This is a genomic window from Kitasatospora sp. NPDC003701 (assembly GCF_053587085.1).
On sequence record NZ_JBSFNM010000080.1, the window covers coordinates 1,633 to 20,216 of the forward strand.

At 73.7% G+C, this 18,584-nt stretch carries 19 protein-coding genes; 11 read left to right on the forward strand and 8 right to left on the reverse strand.

Annotation, left to right across the window (positions count from 1 at the left end):
- From ACWDRR_RS40070 to ACWDRR_RS40090, 5 genes are all read left to right on the forward strand, one after another.
- Nucleotides 1-103, forward strand: a 103-nt coding sequence (locus tag ACWDRR_RS40070; RefSeq protein WP_449777265.1) for a DUF397 domain-containing protein, incomplete at its 5' end; no start/stop codon positions are given.
- Nucleotides 104-236: 133 nt separating this feature from the next.
- Nucleotides 237-449, forward strand: coding sequence for a DUF397 domain-containing protein (locus tag ACWDRR_RS40075; protein WP_449777228.1), 213 nt, complete (start codon nucleotides 237-239; stop codon nucleotides 447-449).
- A 144-nt stretch (nucleotides 450-593) separates the two neighbouring features.
- On the forward strand, nucleotides 594-800 hold the full coding sequence (locus ACWDRR_RS40080; protein WP_449777266.1) for a DUF397 domain-containing protein: 207 nt from the start codon (nucleotides 594-596) through the stop codon (nucleotides 798-800).
- A 146-nt stretch (nucleotides 801-946) separates the two neighbouring features.
- Nucleotides 947-1,153, forward strand: a complete 207-nt coding sequence (locus ACWDRR_RS40085; RefSeq protein WP_449777267.1) for a DUF397 domain-containing protein — start codon at nucleotides 947-949, stop codon at nucleotides 1,151-1,153.
- Nucleotides 1,154-1,283: 130 nt separating this feature from the next.
- Nucleotides 1,284-1,496, forward strand: coding sequence for a DUF397 domain-containing protein (locus ACWDRR_RS40090; protein ID WP_449777229.1), 213 nt, complete (start codon nucleotides 1,284-1,286; stop codon nucleotides 1,494-1,496).
- A 37-nt stretch (nucleotides 1,497-1,533) separates the two neighbouring features.
- Here ACWDRR_RS40090 and ACWDRR_RS40095 read toward each other — a convergent pair whose 3' ends face one another.
- From ACWDRR_RS40095 to ACWDRR_RS40105, 3 genes are all read right to left on the reverse strand, one after another.
- Entirely contained in the window at nucleotides 1,534-1,995 is a 462-nt protein-coding gene (locus ACWDRR_RS40095; RefSeq protein ID WP_449777230.1) for a hypothetical protein, read from the reverse strand.
- Nucleotides 1,996-2,029: 34 nt separating this feature from the next.
- Nucleotides 2,030-2,233 carry a hypothetical protein gene (locus ACWDRR_RS40100; protein WP_449777231.1) on the reverse strand — a complete coding sequence of 68 codons (204 nt, stop codon included), beginning with the start codon at nucleotides 2,231-2,233 and terminating at the stop codon, nucleotides 2,030-2,032.
- A 284-nt stretch (nucleotides 2,234-2,517) separates the two neighbouring features.
- Nucleotides 2,518-4,005 carry a trypsin-like serine protease gene (locus ACWDRR_RS40105; protein ID WP_449777232.1) on the reverse strand — a complete coding sequence of 496 codons (1,488 nt, stop codon included), beginning with the start codon at nucleotides 4,003-4,005 and terminating at the stop codon, nucleotides 2,518-2,520.
- A gap of 581 nt (nucleotides 4,006-4,586) precedes the next feature.
- On the opposite strand from ACWDRR_RS40105, the gene ACWDRR_RS40110 reads away from it, so the two are divergent.
- Entirely contained in the window at nucleotides 4,587-4,964 is a 378-nt protein-coding gene (locus ACWDRR_RS40110; RefSeq protein ID WP_449777233.1) for a hypothetical protein, read from the forward strand.
- Nucleotides 4,965-4,974: 10 nt separating this feature from the next.
- Here the strand turns inward: ACWDRR_RS40110 and ACWDRR_RS40115 are convergent, their stop codons facing one another.
- On the reverse strand, nucleotides 4,975-6,588 hold the full coding sequence (locus ACWDRR_RS40115) for an FAD-dependent monooxygenase (RefSeq protein WP_449777234.1): 1,614 nt from the start codon (nucleotides 6,586-6,588) through the stop codon (nucleotides 4,975-4,977).
- 278 nt (nucleotides 6,589-6,866) lie between these two features.
- Here ACWDRR_RS40115 and ACWDRR_RS40120 point away from each other — a divergent pair, with 278 nt between their 5' ends.
- Nucleotides 6,867-8,516 (forward strand): cytochrome D1 domain-containing protein, encoded by a 1,650-nt coding sequence (locus ACWDRR_RS40120; RefSeq protein ID WP_449777235.1) that lies wholly within the window; start codon nucleotides 6,867-6,869, stop codon nucleotides 8,514-8,516.
- A 79-nt stretch (nucleotides 8,517-8,595) separates the two neighbouring features.
- On the opposite strand, the gene rox is transcribed toward ACWDRR_RS40120, so the two are convergent.
- Nucleotides 8,596-10,032 (reverse strand): rifampin monooxygenase, encoded by a 1,437-nt coding sequence (gene rox / locus ACWDRR_RS40125; RefSeq protein ID WP_449777268.1) that lies wholly within the window; start codon nucleotides 10,030-10,032, stop codon nucleotides 8,596-8,598.
- Nucleotides 10,033-10,486: 454 nt separating this feature from the next.
- On the opposite strand from rox, the gene ACWDRR_RS40130 reads away from it, so the two are divergent.
- Both ACWDRR_RS40130 and ACWDRR_RS40135 read left to right on the forward strand, forming a co-directional pair.
- Nucleotides 10,487-11,296: a helix-turn-helix transcriptional regulator gene (locus ACWDRR_RS40130; RefSeq protein WP_449777236.1), complete on the forward strand. Its 810-nt coding sequence runs from the start codon at nucleotides 10,487-10,489 to the stop codon at nucleotides 11,294-11,296.
- Nucleotides 11,293-12,426: an aminotransferase class I/II-fold pyridoxal phosphate-dependent enzyme gene (locus tag ACWDRR_RS40135; RefSeq protein WP_449777237.1), complete on the forward strand. Its 1,134-nt coding sequence runs from the start codon at nucleotides 11,293-11,295 to the stop codon at nucleotides 12,424-12,426. Before ACWDRR_RS40130 ends, ACWDRR_RS40135 begins: the two co-directional genes overlap by 4 nt.
- A gap of 40 nt (nucleotides 12,427-12,466) precedes the next feature.
- On the opposite strand, the gene ACWDRR_RS40140 is transcribed toward ACWDRR_RS40135, so the two are convergent.
- The 3 genes from ACWDRR_RS40140 to ACWDRR_RS40150 form a co-directional block, all read right to left on the reverse strand.
- On the reverse strand, nucleotides 12,467-13,615 hold the full coding sequence (locus ACWDRR_RS40140) for a GNAT family N-acetyltransferase (RefSeq protein WP_449777238.1): 1,149 nt from the start codon (nucleotides 13,613-13,615) through the stop codon (nucleotides 12,467-12,469).
- Between the two features lie 22 nt (nucleotides 13,616-13,637).
- Complete coding sequence (locus tag ACWDRR_RS40145; protein WP_449777239.1) at nucleotides 13,638-14,723, reverse strand: polysaccharide deacetylase family protein; 1,086 nt, start codon at nucleotides 14,721-14,723, stop codon at nucleotides 13,638-13,640.
- Nucleotides 14,724-15,200: 477 nt separating this feature from the next.
- Entirely contained in the window at nucleotides 15,201-15,611 is a 411-nt protein-coding gene (locus ACWDRR_RS40150) for a hypothetical protein (protein ID WP_449777240.1), read from the reverse strand.
- A 416-nt stretch (nucleotides 15,612-16,027) separates the two neighbouring features.
- Between ACWDRR_RS40150 and ACWDRR_RS40155 the strand changes: the two genes are divergently transcribed.
- Complete coding sequence (locus ACWDRR_RS40155) at nucleotides 16,028-16,855, forward strand: serine/threonine protein kinase (RefSeq protein ID WP_449777241.1); 828 nt, start codon at nucleotides 16,028-16,030, stop codon at nucleotides 16,853-16,855.
- A gap of 7 nt (nucleotides 16,856-16,862) precedes the next feature.
- The gene (locus ACWDRR_RS40160) at nucleotides 16,863-18,542 is read left to right on the forward strand and encodes a protein kinase domain-containing protein (protein WP_449777242.1); all 1,680 of its coding nucleotides are present in this window, start codon (nucleotides 16,863-16,865) and stop codon (nucleotides 18,540-18,542) included.
- Nucleotides 18,543-18,584: the final 42 nt, after the last annotated feature.

The window sequence follows — 18,584 nt, forward strand, 5'->3', positions numbered from 1 at the left end:
CCGTGATTCCAAGGACCCTCAGGGTCCGGCGCTCGTTTTCCCGGCCGAGGCGTGGCAGGCGTTCATCGCTGGTGTCCAGTCAGGCGAGTTCGGCGCAGTCTGACATCTGCGGCCCCCGACCGGATGCCGGTTTGGGGGTGGCTTCGCGTGGTTCGTTCGTGGGGATGTCGAAGCCCGTCGGCATGGGTAGCTTGACTGTGATGGACGCTGATTCTGCGCATGGGGAGGGGACTTCGATGGGCAGGTTCGTGGATCTGGCTTGCGCCCGGTGGCGCAAGAGCTCGCACAGCAACAACGGGGGGACTTGCGTGGAGGTGACAGCTGACTTTCCCGGGCTCGTCCCCGTCCGTGATTCCAAGGACCCTCAGGGTCCGGCGCTCGTTTTCCCGGCCGAGGCGTGGCAGGCGTTCATCGCTGGTGTCCAGTCAGGCGAGTTCGGCGCTGTCTGACCGGCTGTCATGTGCGGCCCCCGACCGGGATGCCGGTCGGGGGCCGCTTCATGTGGTCGTTCGTGGGATGTCGGAGGCTTCGGTGTGGGTAGCTTGACTGTGATGGACGCTCATTTCGCGCACGGGGAGGGGACTTTGATGGGCATGTTCGTAGACCTGAGTGGCGCCCGGTGGCGCAAGAGCTCGCACAGCCAGCAGGGCGGCAACTGTGTTGAGGTTGCGCCCGGGTTTCCTGGGCTCATGCCCGTCCGTGATTCCAAGGACCCCGAGGGCCCTGCGCTCGTCTTCCCGTCTGCTGCTTGGCGGTCGTTCGTCGCCGGTGTCCGGGCCGGCGAGTTCGGGACCGTCTGACCGGCTGTCGTTTGCGGCCCCCGACCGGATGCCGGTCGGGGGCCGCTATGCGTGGTCGTTTGTGGGGATGTCGAAGGCTCCGGTGTGGGTAGCTTGAGTGTGAGGGGCGCTGATTCCGTTCATGGGGAGAGGAGAATTCGATGGGCATGTTCGTAGATCTGACAGGGGCCCGCTGGTGTAAGAGCTCGCACAGCCAGCAGGGCGGAGACTGCATTGAGATGGCGCCCGGGATCCCCGGGTTCGCGCCTGTCCGTGACTCCAAGGACCCTCAGGGTCCGGCGCTCATCTTCCCGGCCGAGGCGTGGCAGGCGTTCATCGCTGGTGTCCAGTCAGGCGAGTTCGGCGCTGTCTGACATCTGCGGCCCCCGACCGGATGCCGGTCGGGGGCCGCTTCGCATGGTTCGTTCGTGGGGATGTCGAAAGTGTTGGCGTGGGTGGTCTGAGTGTGATGGACGCTGATTCCGTTCATGGGGAGGGACCTTGATGCATACGTTCGTGGATCTGGCTGACGCCCAGTGGCGCAAGAGCACCTTCAGTAACGGGCAGGGTGGCTGTGTCGAGGTGGCGGACGGCTATGAGCGAGTCGTGCCCGTTCGTGATTCCAAGGACCCTCAGGGCCCGGCGCTCGTCTTCCCGGCCGAGGCGTGGCGGGCGTTCATCGCTGGTGTCCAGTCAGGCGAGTTCGGCGCTGCCTGACATCTGCGGCCCCCGACCGGATGCCGGTCGGGGGCCGCTATGCGTGGTTCGTCGAGCCCCACGGCTCGGGGACGCCAACCCGGACGTCCAGGTCCCACAGGACGCACTCTTCGCCGGGGCGGGCCACGAACGACCAGGCCACGGCGGTGCGGTGCAACTGTTCGTGCATCGATCCCGCACGGCTCGCCGTCCCCGGCAGCTCGCCGCCCTGGGGGTGGTGGTGCAGGAAGCGTCCGTAGGCCGCCCGGCAGAAGGCCTCGTAGCGCTGGGTGCACAGGATCAGCCCGTGCCACGCCTCGTCGACGGCGAACGAGGGCATGCCGATGACCTGCTGGTCCAGGACCGCCGCTCCGCAGCACCGCAACCACTGCCGTAGCCCGGTCTCCACCAGCTCCCGGGGCTGGAACGGGCACGTCTTGTAGACGGCCGGCGGCAGTTCGAGCGCATCGACCGCCGACTGCACGCGGTCGATGCGCCGTGAGAACGTTCGCCCGAGCACGCCTTCCCCCTTCCGGACCGCCGAGCCGACCCGCTCAGCTGCCGCCGCCGCACCCTCCGCCGCAGCCGCCTCCGCCACAACCGCCGCCTCCGCCGCACCCTCCACCGGAGCCGCCGCTGCCGCTGCCGCTGTCGCCGCCCCGGTAACGGGACTTCCTGCGCTTGTCGCCCTGCCCCAGGACGGCTTTGATGCCGAACCCGACGACCACCACGACGATGAAGAAGATCAACCAGCCCATTGCACTTCAACTCCCCCCAGTAGCACCGAAGGAGGCCTGGCGGCGTACCCGTCGCACCGGGCCGTGTGTCGCGCCCGGTCGGCCCCCGCCGACGGTATGACCTCATTGTTCCAGCAGCCACTGACACCGAAACGGCGTCAGATCGGCCTGGGACGGTACAGCACCACCGTCGTTACGAGCCGGTGACGAGGGACGCCCCGCGCCCGCCGTGGAGCAGCGGACGCGGGGCGCCGGAGTCGATCGGCCGGACCGGATCAGAGCGGATCAGATCAGACTGGACCGGATCAGGCGAAGGTGTTGGTGCTCCAGATCGCACCGCCGACACCCTCGCCGCCGTCCTTCTTGTAGATCACGAGGTTGCCGTCGTCCTGGAGCTTCATGAACGCGCCGGCGCTCCACCAGGTGCCGGAGTTCCACACCGAGCCGACGCCGTTGCCCTGACCCGCCGGGTACAGGACCGCGTTGCCGTCGCTCTGCATGACGAAGTACCCGAAGGTGCTCGTGTACGTGCCGGTGCCCCACAGGTAGGCGCCGTCGCTCTTGCGGTACACGGCGAAGTTGCCGTCCCGCTGCATGATCAGCACGGTCGACCTGGCCTCGGCCCACTGCGCGGACCAGACGGGCTGGCCGGAGGTGACGGTGGTGCCGATCCGGGTCGAGCCGGCGCCCCAGACCGCGTTGCCCGCGAGCGGGCCGCCGTCCTTCTTGTAGACGACGAGGTTGCCGTCGTCCTGGAGGCTCAGGTAGTTGCCCGCCGACATCCAGGTGGCGGTGTTCCAGATCGGCCGGTTGTCGGCCGAGTAGACGACGAAGTTGCCGTCGGGCTGCATCCAGGCGTAGGCGCCGGGGTTGCCGCCGGTGCCGGTCGCCCAGATCACGCCGTTCGGGATGCCCTTGTGGGTGATCGTCAGGTCGCCGTCGGGCCGCATGGTCAGCTGCAGGTCGCGGCCCGTCAGGGTCTGGCCGGAGGCCAGCTTGGCGTCGGGCCCCAGCAGGGCCTGGTCGACCGAGGAGGTGTCGGCGATCCACTGGCGGATGTCGTCGACCCGGGTCTCGATGGCGTTGGTGCGGGTCTCGGTGACACCGAAGCAGCCGCCCTGCCAGGAGCGGCTGTGGATGCCCGCCAGGACGGCGGTGGCGCCGGTCTCCTTGAAGGTCGGGCCGCCGGTGTCGCCCTTGCAGATCGCGCCGGTGGCCGGGGCCTTGGGGTCGATGGCGAGGGTGGTCGCCGTGCTGGACTTCACCGTGACGGCCGCGCCGTGCAGGCGGGTCGGCGCCCACTCGTCGGTGGTGCGGCCGTAGCCGGTGGCACGCAGCGTGTCGCCGACCGCGGGTGCGGCGGTGGCGAGACCCACCGGGGCGACGCCGAACACCGGGCTGGCCAGCCGGGCCAGCACGAGGTCGCGGTCCGCGCGGGGTGCGAGGTCGACCACCTCGACGGACTTCCCGGCCGTGCTGCCCAGGTCGGTGCGGCCGACGGTGGCGATGGTCTTGTCGGCCGGACGCCCGGCGTGCACGGTCGAGGGGTCGGCCGGATCGGCGGCGAAGCAACTGGCGGCGGTGATCACCCAGGTGGGGTTGATCAGGGCCGCGGAGCAGGAACGCTTGCCGTCGCCGATGTCGAGCTTGGCGGTGAAGGAGTAGCCGCCGTCGGCCACCGGGTCTCCGACGACCGCGCCGGCGGGCACCGTGCCGAGGATCAGCACGCCGGCGGTGGCGGTGGTGGTGAGAAGGCTGGTCATCCACGCGGCACGTGGACGCTTGAGCTGCATCTGTCGATCACCTTTGGTTGGTGGGAGAGGGGATCGGGGAGCGAGGGCATGGGCCTGCCGGCCAGGACCCGGCCCCGGACCCGGTCCGCATGCCCGGACCGGGCATGCGGATCGGGCCGACCGGGCCAGGTGGGCGGCGTCCGCCGTGCGATCGCCCGAGGGAGTACGACGCCGTCGGGCAGCAGGGGAACGGCCGCCCGGACGGTGTGCGGCGTCCGGAGGTCAGGCCGACGCGGGCGCGGTGGCGCGCGTCTGCTCCGGTGACACCTCGGTGTCCGGCGGTCGCCTGCCGAAATCTGCGTTCATCACGCCAAAGCCCCCCGTTTTGTGACACGCCGACCTGCGATGTGGAAGCTCACGGTCCCCATCGCCGAATCGATCTTCACACAAATACCACCCCCGGGACCGTCGATGGCGGGGAACCAACGAAAATCCGCCGTCGCCCGGTCTGAAACGCCCCGAACATGAGGATTGGTCGGATCGATCGGTCGCCAGAATGGCCGATAGTCCACCAATGACGAGGGTGGCGGCGCGCCGAGGGGTTGTCGTCATAATGACGAATAGTCGCTACGCTGGCCCCCATGCGAGTCACTCTCACGCGGGCCGGCGTCGCCATGGGGGACGATGTGGACGCCCCCCACGAGTACGTCCGGCAGGTCGACGGCGGTTCCACGCTCGGCGAGTTGGTGCGGCAGGTCGCGGTCTCGGGCTACTTCCCCCAGATGGCCTGCTGGGTGGTGTGCATCGGCTGGAACGAGCCGGCGACGGTCCCGATCGCGATGCTGACGGCCCCGTGGGACCGGCCCCGCTTCCTGGACGACGCCCTGCGGCACCGGACCCTCGACTCGCTCGCGGCCGAACGCGGCGAGCCGAACCTCTTCTTCGACTACCGGGCGACCGTGGCGCCGGAGGTGCTGTGGCAGCGACTGGTCGGCGAGGGCGGCGGCGAGGCCTCCTGAGCGCCGCCGCTCACCCCGTTCCGAAGGTGCGGCGCAGGCAGGTGGCCAGGCCCTCCGGGGTGGGCGGGTGGAACCGGCCGGCGAGGTGGCCGTCGGGGCGGATCAGGAAGGCCTCGCCGGGGCGGGCCGCGTACGCCCTGCGGAACTCGCCCGCGGTGTCCCGGGCGGTCGGCAGCCGCCAGCGGGGTGCGGGTGCGTCCGGTGCCAGCACCGCGTAGACGTCCAGCAGCCCGTGGGCCGTGGAGAGGGCGGCCACCGCGCAGGTGGTCACGTGCTCGTCCGGGGCGGCGGCGTCGACGTGGAACAGCAGGGTGTGGCGCGGGCCGCGCAACAGGTCGAACAGCCGGAACGGGTAGCCGGCGAGCGCCCGGTCCAGCCCCCGGCAGTCCGGTGCCCGCTCGCCGGGCGCCGGTGGCCCCGCCCCGGAGGCCGGCTCGACGAGCGGGCTGTCCGGGTAGCCGACCAGCAACTGCGCCTCCCGCCGCAGGATCGTCTCCAGGTCCCCGGTGTCCGCAGGCACGCCCTCCCGTGCGTGCCGCACCGTCCGGCCGACGACTTCGGCGCCCACCGGGTGCCGTTCGGCGTGGTAGCTGTCGAGCAGGCCGTCCGCACCGATGCCCCGGACCGCGAGCGCGAGCTTCCAGGCGAGGTTGTAGGCGTCCTGGATGCCGGTGTTCATGCCCTGGGCCCCGGTGGGCGGGTGGATGTGGGCGGCGTCGCCGGCCAGGAAGAGCCGGCCGGACCGGTAGTGGTTCACCAGGCGGTGGCTGATCCGGAAGGTGGAGGACCAGCGCAGCGCCGAGGCGTGCACCGGTTGCGGCGAGAGCCGGTCGAGCACGGCCTGGATGTGCCGCAGATCGGGGGCGGCCCCGCTCTCCAGTCCGTGCTCCACGCCGTCCCCCCGGCCGTCGTCGCCGGACAGTTCGTCCGGCACCATCATCGACATCCGGTACCGGCCCCGCCCCGGGAGCGGGATGCAGACCAGCAGGTCGTCGACCCGGCCGTCCGCGCCGTGGTGGGTGGCGCGGATGCCGTACCCGGCGGGGACGTCCCAGCCGACCTCGACGTCGCCCAGCATGTACTGCTCGGGGAAGGCGTCGCCCTCGAAGCGCAGGCCGGCGGCCTTGCGGACCAGGCTGTGCGCGCCGTCGCAGCCGACCGCGTAGCGGGCCCGGAGCTCCTGCGACCCGGAAGCGGTGCGGAGCAGGGCCCGCACGCCGTCCTGGTCCTGCTCGACGGAGACCAGCTCCGTGCCGCGCTCGACGGGTGTGCCGTACCCGGCGAGGTGTTCGGTGAGCAGCCGCTCCGTCGTGTACTGGGGCAGCGCGGCGAAGCCGTACGGGACGTCGGGCGGCAGCGCGAGTTCGACCCGCGGGCCGGGCTTCCCGTCGACGAAGAAGAGCTGGCCGAGCATCGGGACGGCCTCGTCCAGGGCCGCCCGAACCATGCCCATGGCGTCCCACACCTCCATGGTGCGCGGCTGCACCCCGACGGCCTTGGCGAAGTGCTGCGGGGTGACCAGCCGGTCCACGATCCGGCAGTCGACCCCGTGGCGGCGCAGCTCGGCCGCGGCCGTCAGCCCGACCGGGCCCGCGCCCACCACCAGTACGTCGGTCTCGTCCATGGCCGCTCCCGGGGGACGTCCTGATCGCCTCCCCCCAGGCTGCTCCCGACCGGCACCGGTCCGCCACCGGGCCGCCTCGGGGCCGCACGGGGTGGTGGGCGCCGCCCCCGGGGGGCCGGTTTCGGACAGCGACCATTTCTAAACACTTGGCGACAATCCCGGTCAACTCATGACGGTCCGTCAACCGGCCTTCTACGCTTCGTCCGGCCTCAGTGGGCCACCGGGCCGCCACTGTGCCGGCCGTTCCCCGATGTTCGACGAATCTGGAGAATCCCCCCGTGAGAATAAGCCGCTTCCCGAGCCGCACCTGGACGGCCGTGGTCGCCACCGGCGCGGCCACGGCCGCGCTGCTGGTGCAGCCCGGTACCGCCTGGGCCGTCGCGCCCGCGCCCGTCGTGACGGCCACCGTCACCGTGGCGCCCTACCCGGCGGGCGTCGCGCTCGCGCCGGACGGCAGCCGGGCGTACGTGACCAGCCAGAGCAGCGGCACCGTCACCGTGCTCGACGCCGCCACCGGGGCGGTGTCCGGCTCCTTCACGGCGGGCACCGGCTCGTACGCGGCCGCCTGGGCCCCCGACGGGCGGCACGCCTACCTGACCCACCACCTCGACGACGCGGTCAGCGTGCTGGACACCGCGAGCAACACCGTGACGGCCACCGTCCCGGTCGGCGCCGAGCCCTTCGGGGTGGCGGTCGCGCCCGACGGCGCCCACGCGTACGTGAGCAGCGTCGGCGCCGGGACGGTGAGCGTGCTGGACACCGCGAGCAACACCGTCACCGCGACCGTGCCGGTCGGCGCCGAGCCGCACGGCGTGGCCGTCTCCCCGGACGGCGCGCACGTCTACGTGGCCGCCTCGGGCACCCAGACGGTGGACGTCATCGACACCGCGAGCAACACGGTGAGCGCCAGCGTCCCCGTCGGCCACGGCGTGTTCGGCCTGGCGCTGAGCTCCGACGGCGCCCGGCTCTGGACGGCCAACGGGGGCGACGACACCGTCAGCGTGCTGGACACGGCGGGCCGCACCGTCGTCGGCACGGTGACGGTGGGGGCCAACCCGTTCTCGGTCGCGCTCTCGCCCGACGGGAAGTCCGCGTACGCCTCGAACTACACGGACGGCACCCTGAGCGTGATCGCCACCGCGGACCGCACCGTCACCTCGACGGTCCCGGTCGGCACGAACCCGTACGCGCTCGCCCTCACCCCCGACGGGCGGCGCGGCTACCTGGCCGACTTCGCCGCGGGCGCCGTGACGCTGCTCGGCTTCCCGCTGCCGGTGCCGGTGGTCACCGGCGTCAGCCCGGCGTCCGGCCCGCAGGCGGGCGGGACGACGGTCACCGTCACCGGTACCGACCTGGCCGGGGCGACCGCCGTCACCTTCGGCGCCGCCGGGAACGCCACCGCCTTCTCGTGCACGGAGACCAGCTGCACCGCCACCGCGCCCGCGGCCTCGGCCGCCGGGGCGGTCGACGTCCGGGTCACCACGGCCGGCGGCACCAGCGCCGTCGTCCCGGCCGGGCGCTTCACCTTCGTCGCGCCCACCGCCGACCTCGCGGTGTCGCTCGGCGCGAACCCGGTGGGCGGGCTGCTCTCCGGGCGGGTCGACTACACCCTCACGGTGACCAACCAGGGCCCGGAGACGGTGACCTCGGCGACCGTCACCGCCGATCTGCCCGCCGGCTTCACCTCCTCCTCCACCGACTGCACCATCGCGGCCGGCAAGCTGACCTGCGCGATCGCCGGTCCGCTGGCGAAGGGGGCGAGCGTCACCCGGCACGTGACGGTCCACGTGGGCCTGTTCAACCTGGGCCGGACCTTCACCGTCACCGCCGTCCGCACCGCGAGCGCGCCCACCGACCCGGTGGCGGCCAACGACCGCGCGGCCCGCACCTGCTCGGCCACCCTGGCGCTGCTGATCAGTTGCAACTGACCGGCTGAGCCCGCGGCTCCGCCCCGCCGTCCACACGGCGGGGCGGAGCCGTCCCACGGGGGCGTCTCCCGTGCCGCGCTCAGCCGGTGGGAGCGCCGAACCACCGGGCCAGCCGGTCGAGCAGCTCCTGCGGGTCGTCCCCGACCCACGCCACATGGCCGTCCGGCCGCAGGAGCACCGCGGGCACGTCCAGTTCCTCGCTCATGTCGACGACGTGGTCGACCCGGTCCGCCCAGCCCGCCACCGAGAGCCGGCCGGTCCGGTCGAGCAGGAGGCCGCGGCCGTCGTGCATCAGCTCGTAGAGGCGGCCCTGCTTCAGCTGCACGTCCCGCAGCCGCCGGCCGACCAGGTCGTGGTCCGCGCCGAGGTCGTAGCGGACGTCGACCGCGGTGATCATCCCGGTCACGTAGCGGTTCACCTCCTCGAAGTCCATGAGCTTGGAGAGCAGTTCGCGCAGTGCGACCGCCCCCGGATCGGTCGCCATCAGCGTGATCTGCGCGCGGGTGTTGTCCAGCACGGCGGCGCCCACCGGGTGCCGTTCGGCGTGGTAGCTGTCCAGCAGCCCCTCCGGTGCCCAGCCGTTGACCTCGGCGGCCAGCTTCCAGCCGAGGTTGAACGCGTCCTGGACACCGAGGTTGAGGCCCTGGCCGCCGGTCGGCGGGTGGATGTGTGCCGCGTCGCCGGCCAGCAGCACCCGGCCGACCCGGTAGCGCTCGGCCTGCCGGGTCGCGTTGCCGAACCGGGACAGCCAGCGCGGCGCGTGCACGCCGAAGTCGGTGCCCGCGTGGGCCCGCAGCTGCCGCCGGAAGTCTTCCAGGGTCGGTGCGGCCGTACGGTCCTCGGCCACTCCGTCGGCCGGCACGACGATGCGGTACACGCCCTCGTTCCCGTCCACGTCGGGGACGGCGCCGAACCGCAGCTGGGTCTTGCGGACCTCGTCCACGACGGCGGCGATCGTCGCCCGGTCCGCGGTCGCCTCCATGTCGCCCAGCAGCGTCTCGACCGTGGAGGGCTCACCGGGGAAGCCGACGCCGAGCAGCTTGCGCACCGCGCTGCGGCCGCCGTCGCACCCGACGAGGTAGCGCGAGCGCAGCTGCGTGCCGTCCGCCAGCCCGGCGGTCACGCCGTCCTCGTCCTGGCTCAGCGCGACCACCTCGCAGCCGCGCCGGATCTCGGCACCGAGTTCCAGGGCGCGCTCGTCGAGCAGCCGCTCGGTGACCTGCTGCGCGACGGTGAGGCCGTACGGGTGGGCGGTGTCCAGGGTGTCCGGCCACGGTTTGTGGATGCCGCCGAAGAAGCCGCCGACCTGGAACGTGTCACTGACCGCGAGGAACCGCTCCAGCAGTCCGCGCTGGTCCATGATCTCGACGCTGCGCGCGTGCAGGCCGCGGCCGCGGGACTGCCTGCTCGGCTCCGCCGACCTCTCCAGCACCACCACGTGCACTCCGGCCAGCCGCAACTCGCAGGCCAGCATCAGGCCGGTCGGTCCGCTGCCGACCACGATCACGTCAATCATCTGCACGCCCATTCAACGAGACTGGTATGTCGGCCGGCGCCGGTCCGCGCGGTCCGGCGGCGGTGCACCCGCCCGGTGTTCCGCGCCCGGGCCCCGCCACCGCACCGTGAGGTCCGCCGGCGGTGCTGCGCCCCTGTGGGACCGATAAGCCCACAAAAGGAGACGCCTTTCGTGAATCCGTCATTTCCACAGGTTCCGGCCTCAGGTCGGCCATTGTGCGCCCCGACCGGGGCCTTGCCGCAAGGCCCCCTTCGGGCTATATCTTGATAGTGGCAAGGAGTGTGCAGACCTCCTTGCCCTTGTCGTTTGTCGGACTTTGTCCATCTGCCCCTCCGCCGGTCGTCCGCGGTGGGCGGAGCCCGTTCGGGGCCCTCGATGATCTGCCGTGCGCGGAGCCGGGGACTGCTCCGAACCGCCCTGGACGAAACGTCCAGCCTGGACGTACAGTCCACATATGACCGCAGAGACCCCCGACCCGCGCGTCCGGACCTGGGCGCCCGTCTGCCAGGCGGTGGCGCTGCTGCTCGGGCCGTACGCCGAAGTGGTGCTGCACGACGCCGTCCGGGACGAGGTGCTCGCCGTCTGGAACCCGATGAGCGGCCGCGCCCCCGGGGACCCGTCTCTCCTCGGCGAGCTGGACGAACTGGACCCCGCCCTGCCCGACCTCTACGGGTCCGACGTCTTCGGGCCCTACGAGAAGCTGCTGCCCGACGGCCGCCGGCTCTCCTCCGTCAGCGCCGTCCTGCGCGACGACGGCGGCCGGCCCGCGGCGGTGCTCTGCGTCAACTTCGACCGCGGACCGCTGGAGCACGCCGCCACCCTGCTGGCCGGCTTCGCCGCACCCACCGCGCCGCGCCCCGCACCGCTCTTCGAGCGCGACTGGACGGAGCGGATGAACGACGTCATCGGCGGCTACGTCCGCGCCCACGGACGCCCGCCGGAGCGGCTCGGCCGCGAGGACCGGCTCGCCGTCCTGCGCGAACTCGACCGGGCCGGGGTGTTCGCCGTGCGCCGGGCCGTGCCGGCCGTCGCGACGGCGCTCAAGGTGTCGCGCTCCACCGTCTACACCCTGCTCGCCGAGGCCAGGGCCGAGCCCGGTCCCGGAGCCGAGGCACCGAACGCCGGTGTACCGCACGCCGAAGCGCGGACCGCCGCCGCGCGGGCCGCCGAAACACCGAACGCCGAAGCACCGCACGCCGAAGCGCGGGCCGCCGCCGCGCCGGGCCCCACCGCACCACAGAGGAACCCGAGGAACCAGAGATGACCACGCTCCCCGACTTCCGGCTGGAAACCTACTTCTCCCGCTGGGAGTTCACCGCCCGCCACCACCTCACCGCCTCCGACGCGCAGACCATGACGATGTCCGAACTGCTCGCCCTGGCGGGCCCCGAGGAGCGGCAGGCCTGGGACACCCTCGCCCTCGGCTACACCGAGACCTTCGGCGACCCGGCCCTGCGCCACGCCGTCGCCGAGATGTACGAGCACGTCGAGGCCGACGACGTGATCTGCTTCGGTGGCGCCCAGGAGGCGCTCAACCTCGCCATGCAGGTGCTGCTCGGCCCCGACGACCACGCCGTCGTGCTGACCCCCAACTACCAGTCCGCCGAGACCGTTCCGCTCTCCCTCTGCGAGGTCACCGGCCTCGCGCTGGACGCCGGGCGGGACTGGGCGCTCGACCTCGACGAGCTGACCGCCGCGCTGCGCCCCAACACCCGGGTCGTCTCGGTCAACTTCCCCAACAACCCGACCGGCAAGGTCATCGGGGCCGACGACTTCACCCGCCTGGCCGAACTCTGCGACGAGCGCGGCATCCGGCTCTTCAGCGACGAGGTCTACCGCGGCCTGGAGCGCGACCCGGCCCGGACCCTGCCACAGGCCGCCGACCTCTCCGAGCGGGCCCTCTCGCTCAACGTCACCTCCAAGTCGCTCGGCCTGCCCGGTCTGCGGATCGGCTGGATCGCCTGCCGGGACCGGGAGTTGCGGTCCCGCCTGGAGCGTGCCAAGCACTACACCACCATCTGCAACTCGGCCCCCAGCGAGGTCCTGGCCCGGATCGCGATCCGCAACCGCGAGCAGATCCTGGCCCGCAACCGTGCGATCATCGCCGCCAACCTGCCGCTCTTCGACGCCTTCTTCGCCGAGCACGCCGAGCTGTTCGACTGGCGGGCCCCGGACGGTGGTTGCGTCGCCTACCCGCGCTACCTCGGGCCGGACGGCGTCGAGGCGTTCTGCACCGGGCTGGTCGAGGAGGCCGGCGTCCTCCTCCTGCCGGCGAGCATCTACCGCTCCGACCTCACCCCCACCCCGGCCGACCGCTTCCGGATCGGCATCGGCCGCCGTGACCCGGCCCCGGCCCTGGACGCCCTGGCCGGGTGGCTGAAGGGGCGCCGGTGACGGCCGTCCCCCGTGCCGGACGCCGCCGGCGGTCGGGGGATCAGCCCTGCCGGGCCTCCTTGGCCCGGTACTTGAGGCCGAGCAGCGCACCGGAGAGCCCGTGCGGCACCAGCCAGGAGACGTCCTCCCGGTCCACCGCGTCGAAACGGTACTTGTAGGGCTCGGTGCCGCGCAGGAAGTCGAAGGTGGTGAGGCCCTGCCCGGCGGCCGCCCGGACGGCCTCGGCGATCACCGCCGTGCCGAGCCGCAGCGGGGCCCAGGTCTGGTCCCAACCGATCTGGTAGTAGGCGAAGGTGTCCCGCCAGCGGAACCCGTAGAGGACGCCGACCACCTCCCCGGCCCGCTCGGCGACCACGAAGGCCGGGCCCTCGCCGCTGCCGGTGGCGGCCGCACGCTCGATCAGCCGCACGTGCAGCGGCGCGCGGGCCGCGTCGAAGGTGGTCGGCAGTCCGAGGGCGGCCCGGCGCAGCCCGTGCAGCCGGAGCACGGCGGTCAACAGGGCGTACCGCTCGGCGAGTTCACCGTCCCCGACGGCCGGCGCCACCCAGCGGAAGGTGACGCCCTCGGCGGCGAGCTTGCGGCCGTAGCGGCGCAGGTCGGCACGGAACTGGCGGGAGCCGAGCGCGTCCGGGCCGGCCGCGAGGTCGACGCGCGGGCACGGGGTGCGGCCGACCTCCGCCGCACCGGCCGGCAGCAGCGGGCGCTGACCGGGGTCGAGATCGGTGAGCAGCAGCGTCGCCCGCCGGGCGCGGCGCGCCAGCCAGGCGGTGACCTCGGCGCGCCGTTCGGGCGCGGCGAGGACGCCGCAGTGGTCGGCGGCGCCGGGGCCGGAGCCCAGCACCGTCAGGCAGGGGACGGTCAGCGGCGCGCGCGGGTGCAGCCGCCGCCGGGTGCGCAGCAGCGGGACGACGGCGCTGACCCGGCCGTCCGGCTCGCGCCAGACCGTGACCTCGCCGGCACCCTGCTCCGCGCCGAGCGTCTCCCACCAGGAGAGCGCCCACTCCGGCGTGGTGAACCACGAGCCGCCCGGATCGGCGGCCGCCAGCTCCCGCCAGCCGTCCAGCACCTGCGCCGGCAGCGCGGCCGTCCGGTACCGGACGGGGCCGGCCGCCCCAGCCGCGACCGCGACGACCGCCGGGTCCGTGCCCGGTGTGCCCGGGCTTGCCGTCCCGCTCTCCGTCGTCCCCAACGCCCCGCCCCCCACGTCTCGTTCAGGCGCCGCCGCGCAGCCGGTGCACGGCCGGATGAAGCCCGGAGAGAATTGTGTCGAACCTGTCCCGGCTGGTGGTGGAGTTCACCCGAAGACGGCTGATCCGCAGCGGGCGTCTGGGCAGCAACCGGTCGTGCCGGTGGTCGAACAGGAAACCGACCCGGTAGCCGAGCCGGCGCAGCACGGTGTCGGCGCGCTGGTCGACGTTGCCGTTGGGATAGGCGAAGGCGGTGGGCTCCTCACCGTCGAGCCAGCCGGTGAGGGCGTGATGGGCGCTGGTGATCTCGTCCCGCAGGGTGGCGTCCTCGCAGCGGTCGAGGCAGGGGTGGCCGGCGGTGTGGTTGCCGATCGCCACGCCGGAGCGGTGGAGGGTCAGCAGGTCGTGCCGGGTGAGCTGCTCCTGCCGGGGCGCGCGGGTGCGGGCGCTCTCGCGCAGCTCGGCGAGGGCGGCGCGGCGGTCGCCGTCGGGCAGGGTCTTCAGCCGGCGCACCACCGCGCCGGGGGCACAGCCGGCCAGGCCGCGGGCGGTGCCGCCGCGGGAGGCCAGGTAGGAGGCCTCCGACCACCAGAACGGCCGGTCGCTGTCGATGAGTTCGGTGACCACGAAGGCGGCCGCCGGGATCCGGAGCCGGGTGAGCACGGGCAGGCCCTCGGTGAGCACGCTGCGGTCGCCGTCGTCGAAGGTGACCAGCACGCTGCGGGCCGGCAGCGGACGCCCGGAGTGGACGGCCTGCTCGACCCGGGCCAGCGAGACCGGGCGGGCGATCCGGACCAGACGGGCCATCTGGAGCGCGAAGGTCCGCGGGTCGTCCACACCGTGGTAGGCGAGGACGGCGAGGCGGCGGGTGGCGGCGAGCCGGAACAGCGGCTGGAGCGGGGAGTTGCGCAGCGCCGCGTCGACGCTGCTCCGTCGTCCGGCGAGCCGGCCGCCCGGTGGGGCCCCGGCCCCGGTTCCGCCCCCGGCGCAGGCGTCGTCGGTCGGGCCTGCCGCCCTGACCGACGGGCCCGCGGCCTCGATGGTCGGGCCTGCCGCCCTGGTGGTCGGGCCGTCGCCGGCCCCGGTCGAACGCGTGGTCCCCTCGGGCATCGACACGCTCCCCCTTCCTCCCCGTGAGCACTGCCACGAGCACTGCCGTGGGCACTGCGGTGGCGGGAGTCGGGCCCGGCACACGGGCAGGATCCGCCGCTCGGCGCACGCCTGCCGGGTGGGCGGCCCGCCCCGCTCCCCGAATTGCCAAGATAGTGCAAAATCCCATGCTCCGAGGAGGGTTGCACACGGCGGGCGGGTTTCGGGGGGAGGTTGGCGCATTGTTGGCGCGCGCTTGGCCTGAGTGCGGGCTGGGAGCTTCCTGAGTGGCCGCTGGTGGTACCGGGGGGAAGGACCTGCGGACGGGCGCGGGGTGCGGGTGCGCCGGGTGCGGGTGCGGGTCGGCCGCCGGTTGCGGACCCGGCGGCCGACCCTGGAGAGGGGGCCCGAGGCCCCGGCTCGTGGATCCCCGGACCTGCCGGAATCCCCGGCTCTGCCCGGGGCTCCTCGGGGGTCTTCGGCGGATCGGAGGGTGGATCAGAAGGGGCCGGTGCAGCTGGTCACGTGCTGCTCGGCCTCCAGGGCCGGGCCGCCGACCGCGCAGATCATCCGGAGGTCCTTGGTGACCACGCGCGGCGTGACGGCCTTGGCGAGGCCGTTGGTGACGGTGGTCGCGGAGGCGACGGTGACCCACGGGCTGCCCCAGGCCCGCTGGGTCCTGACCTCGACCCGAACCAGCGTCAGCTGCGCCGGGGAGGACGGCGACACCTGGGCCACCCCGACGACTCCTCCGCCGTCCTTCTCGAGCCACACACAGGGGTGGTTGACCACGGCGATACACGCCGTACCACCGGCCTCACCCGTCGTCGTCGCCGCCGAGGCCGGGGCGGCCATCGACGCCGTGATCCCTGCCACCGCGACCATCAGGGCTGCGATCCGAGCGCGCATGATATGAACCTCCTTGGAAATCAAGGGAATCTCACTCCGTGGGATGAGTCTTGCACATTTCATGGGCATGACACATGTGCGCTGCGTCACACTCAAGGTGACGGTTCAACTACGTACTGCAACCGGCGGGTGGGACTCCGGTCGGGTGGCACCTCCCGGGGCTCCCGGGGTGCCGGCGGTCTCGACGGCCCGCGCGCGCCGTCCGGGCGGCGGGGTGGTCCGCGCGACGCGCCCCATCGCGTGCCCCCGCTGCCGGATCGGACCGGGGGAGTATCAAGTCCCGTCTGTGGCACGATGGTTGGAGAAGCTGTGGGCGCTGCCGTCCGCGACCCCGCCGCGTTCACTCGTACGGGTGGCGGACCGGCGCGAAGCCGTTCGGACGGCTACGATCGACGCGACCTACGGAGGTGGCCTGCATGGACACGGTCATCGTGCAACTGCCCGAACCCCGCCCCAAAGCCCCGCCCGGTGGGCGGCCCGCACCGATCGGCGGGCGGCGCGGACCGTCCGGCGGGCGCTCGGCGCCGCCCGGCCGGCCCGCGCTGCTGCACCTCGGCCCGGGCGAGGTCGCGGAGTTCGGGCGCGGTGAGCCCGGCCGGCCGCTCGCCATCCCCCTCGCCGACCAGGGCGTCTCGCGCCGTGCCGGCGAGATCACCGCCGCCGAGGACTACTGGCGGCTCTCCAACTTCAGCGCCTCCGCGACGTACGTGGTGGAGAACCTCGAAGGAGCCGGCGAGCACGTCAAGGTGGCCCCCGGCCGGCTGGGCGCGCCGGTGCCGTTCGAGTTCTCCCGCGTCCTGCTGCCGGCCCTCGACGGACCGGCCGTGTTCAAGGTCTTCGCCCCCCAGCACGCCTATCTGGACGGCGAGCCGGCGGCCGACGAGGGCGAGCTCACGGTCAGCCCGTTCGCGCTCGACCCGACCGCCAAGTACTTCCTCGTCCTGCTCGCGCTCTGCGAGCCGAGACTGCGCTCGCCGTCCGCCGCCGTCGTCCCCGGCGTCGCCGACGTGCTGGCCAGGCTGCGCGCCCTGCCCGCCTGCCGGGGGCTCACCCGATCCGCCGTCAACTACCACATCGACTACCTGGTGGCCACCAAACTGCGGCTGCGCGAGGCAGCCGACGAGACCCCGGACGAGGCGGCCCGGGGCGGCGGCAAACGGGAGGAACTCGTCGCACTGGCACTGCGGTTCGACCTCGTCCGGGAGGAGCACCTGGCCCTGCTCCCGCCCCGGCGGGCCTGCTGACCCCGTCGTGCCGCCACCCGCCCGGCCCGGCGGCCGGCCACCCGCCCGGCCCGGTGAACCGCCCTTCGACGTGCCGCCCGGCTACGCCCTGGCCGGGTACCGCATCGGCGAGCCGATCGGCGCCGGCGCCTGGGGCAGCGTCTACGCCGCCGAACGGCCCGGCGAGCCGGCGGACCTCGCGGTCAAGTTCCTCTGCCCGGCCCGGCTCAGCCCCGGCCAGCGCCGCACCATGGCGCAGGTCGCGCGCAGCGAGACGCGGTTCAGCCGCCGCGCGGACCACCCGAACCTGATCCGCACGCTCGCCGTCGTCACCGTCGACGACCCCGCGCACCCACGGCTCGACGGTGCGCTCGCCCTGGTGATGGAACGCGCCGCCGGCAGCCTCCAGGACGCCCTCACCGCCGCCCGGCCGCACACGCCCGTCCCCGACGCCGAGCGGATCCTGGCCGGGGTCTGCGCCGGCCTCGCCCACATGCACGCCGCGGGCTGGGTGCACGGCGACCTCAAGCCCGGCAACGTCCTGCTGATGCCGGACGGCACCGCCAAACTCGCCGACTTCGGCCTGACCGCCGAACTGGAGGGCACCCACGCCTACGCCCCGCCGCTCGGCTCGCCCGACCACGTCCCGCCCGAGTGGTGGTCCCAGCGCACCGGCGCCCGGGGCGTCGCCGTGCGGCCCAGCGCCGACATCTGGGCCTTCGGCGTCCTCGCCCACCAGCTGCTCACCGGCGGGCTGCACCCCTTCCTCGGCGCCACCGCGCGCGCCCGCTCGCTCGCCGCGCAGGCCTACGCGCGCGGCGCGGCCCCGCTGCGACTGGACGACGCGCTGCCCGCGCGCTGGCGCCCGGCGGTCACGGCCTGCCTGGCCGCGGACCGCGCGGAGCGGGCCCGGGTGGACCTCGCCGCCCTGCGGGCCGAGCTGCTGGCCGCGCCGGCGGGGCGGGCCGGGACCGGTACCGCGCCGGTGGTGCGCGGGTCGGCGTGGGCGCGCCGCCGCGCGGGCCGGCGGCGGGGGCTGTGGGCGGGAGCCGCTCTGGTGGCGGTGGCCACCGTCGCGCTGCTCCTCGCCGGTGGCCCGGAGCCGAGCGGATCGGTGTCGGGCGGGCCGGTGTCGGGCGGATCGGTGGCGGGCGGGCCGGCGTCCACCGGCCGGGCGTCCACCGGCCAGGCGTCCACCGGCCCGGTGCCGGCGCACCCGGCGCCGACCGTCGGCAGTCCCGCGCGGACCGGGGCGATCCCGGCCGGTGCCGACGTCCCCGCCGCGTTGCGCGGCCCGATCGAGGACGCCGCCCGCCGCTGCCCCGAGCCCGAGATCACCCCGGTCCTGCTGGCGGCCATGCTCAAGGCCGAGAGCGGCTTCGACCCGGAGGCCGCCCGCCCGGAGACCGGCGAGTACGGCGTGGCGATGTGGACGCCGGCCGTCTTCAACGCCTGGGCGCAGGACGGCGACCACGACGGCGCCAAGGACTACATGGAGCCGGCCGACGCGATCGCCTCGATGGGCAACTACGTCTGCTGGCTCGACCAGCAGCTCAAACGCCGCGGCTACACCGGCGACCTGCCGGCCCTGGTCACCGCCGGCTACCGCACCAGCGACAAGACCGTCGCCGACGCGGGCGGCGTCCCCGACCGGGTCAAGCCGCACGTCGCGAAGGTGCTCGGCTACCTCGCGGAGTACGGGGGCTGAACGCCCCGGCACGGGCCGGCGCGGCATGACCTCGGCCACATC

Excerpts from the sequence above, each read along its gene's own strand:
- ACWDRR_RS40075 (WP_449777228.1), top strand. The coding sequence starts at position 237 with ATGGGCAGGTTCGTGGATCTGGCTTGCGCCCGGTGGCGCAAGAGCTCG.
- ACWDRR_RS40090 (WP_449777229.1), top strand. The coding sequence starts at position 1,284 with ATGCATACGTTCGTGGATCTGGCTGACGCCCAGTGGCGCAAGAGCACC.
- ACWDRR_RS40100 (WP_449777231.1), bottom strand. The coding sequence starts at position 2,233 with ATGGGCTGGTTGATCTTCTTCATCGTCGTGGTGGTCGTCGGGTTCGGC.
- rox (WP_449777268.1), bottom strand. The coding sequence starts at position 10,032 with ATGATTGACGTGATCGTGGTCGGCAGCGGACCGACCGGCCTGATGCTG.
- ACWDRR_RS40155 (WP_449777241.1), top strand. The coding sequence starts at position 16,028 with ATGGACACGGTCATCGTGCAACTGCCCGAACCCCGCCCCAAAGCCCCG.
- ACWDRR_RS40105 (WP_449777232.1), bottom strand. The coding sequence starts at position 4,005 with ATGCAGCTCAAGCGTCCACGTGCCGCGTGGATGACCAGCCTTCTCACC.
- ACWDRR_RS40130 (WP_449777236.1), top strand. The coding sequence starts at position 10,487 with ATGACCGCAGAGACCCCCGACCCGCGCGTCCGGACCTGGGCGCCCGTC.
- ACWDRR_RS40115 (WP_449777234.1), bottom strand. The coding sequence starts at position 6,588 with ATGGACGAGACCGACGTACTGGTGGTGGGCGCGGGCCCGGTCGGGCTG.
- ACWDRR_RS40145 (WP_449777239.1), bottom strand. The coding sequence starts at position 14,723 with ATGCCCGAGGGGACCACGCGTTCGACCGGGGCCGGCGACGGCCCGACC.
- ACWDRR_RS40085 (WP_449777267.1), top strand. The coding sequence starts at position 947 with ATGTTCGTAGATCTGACAGGGGCCCGCTGGTGTAAGAGCTCGCACAGC.
- ACWDRR_RS40080 (WP_449777266.1), top strand. The coding sequence starts at position 594 with ATGTTCGTAGACCTGAGTGGCGCCCGGTGGCGCAAGAGCTCGCACAGC.
- ACWDRR_RS40150 (WP_449777240.1), bottom strand. The coding sequence starts at position 15,611 with ATGCGCGCTCGGATCGCAGCCCTGATGGTCGCGGTGGCAGGGATCACG.
- ACWDRR_RS40110 (WP_449777233.1), top strand. The coding sequence starts at position 4,587 with ATGCGAGTCACTCTCACGCGGGCCGGCGTCGCCATGGGGGACGATGTG.
- ACWDRR_RS40135 (WP_449777237.1), top strand. The coding sequence starts at position 11,293 with ATGACCACGCTCCCCGACTTCCGGCTGGAAACCTACTTCTCCCGCTGG.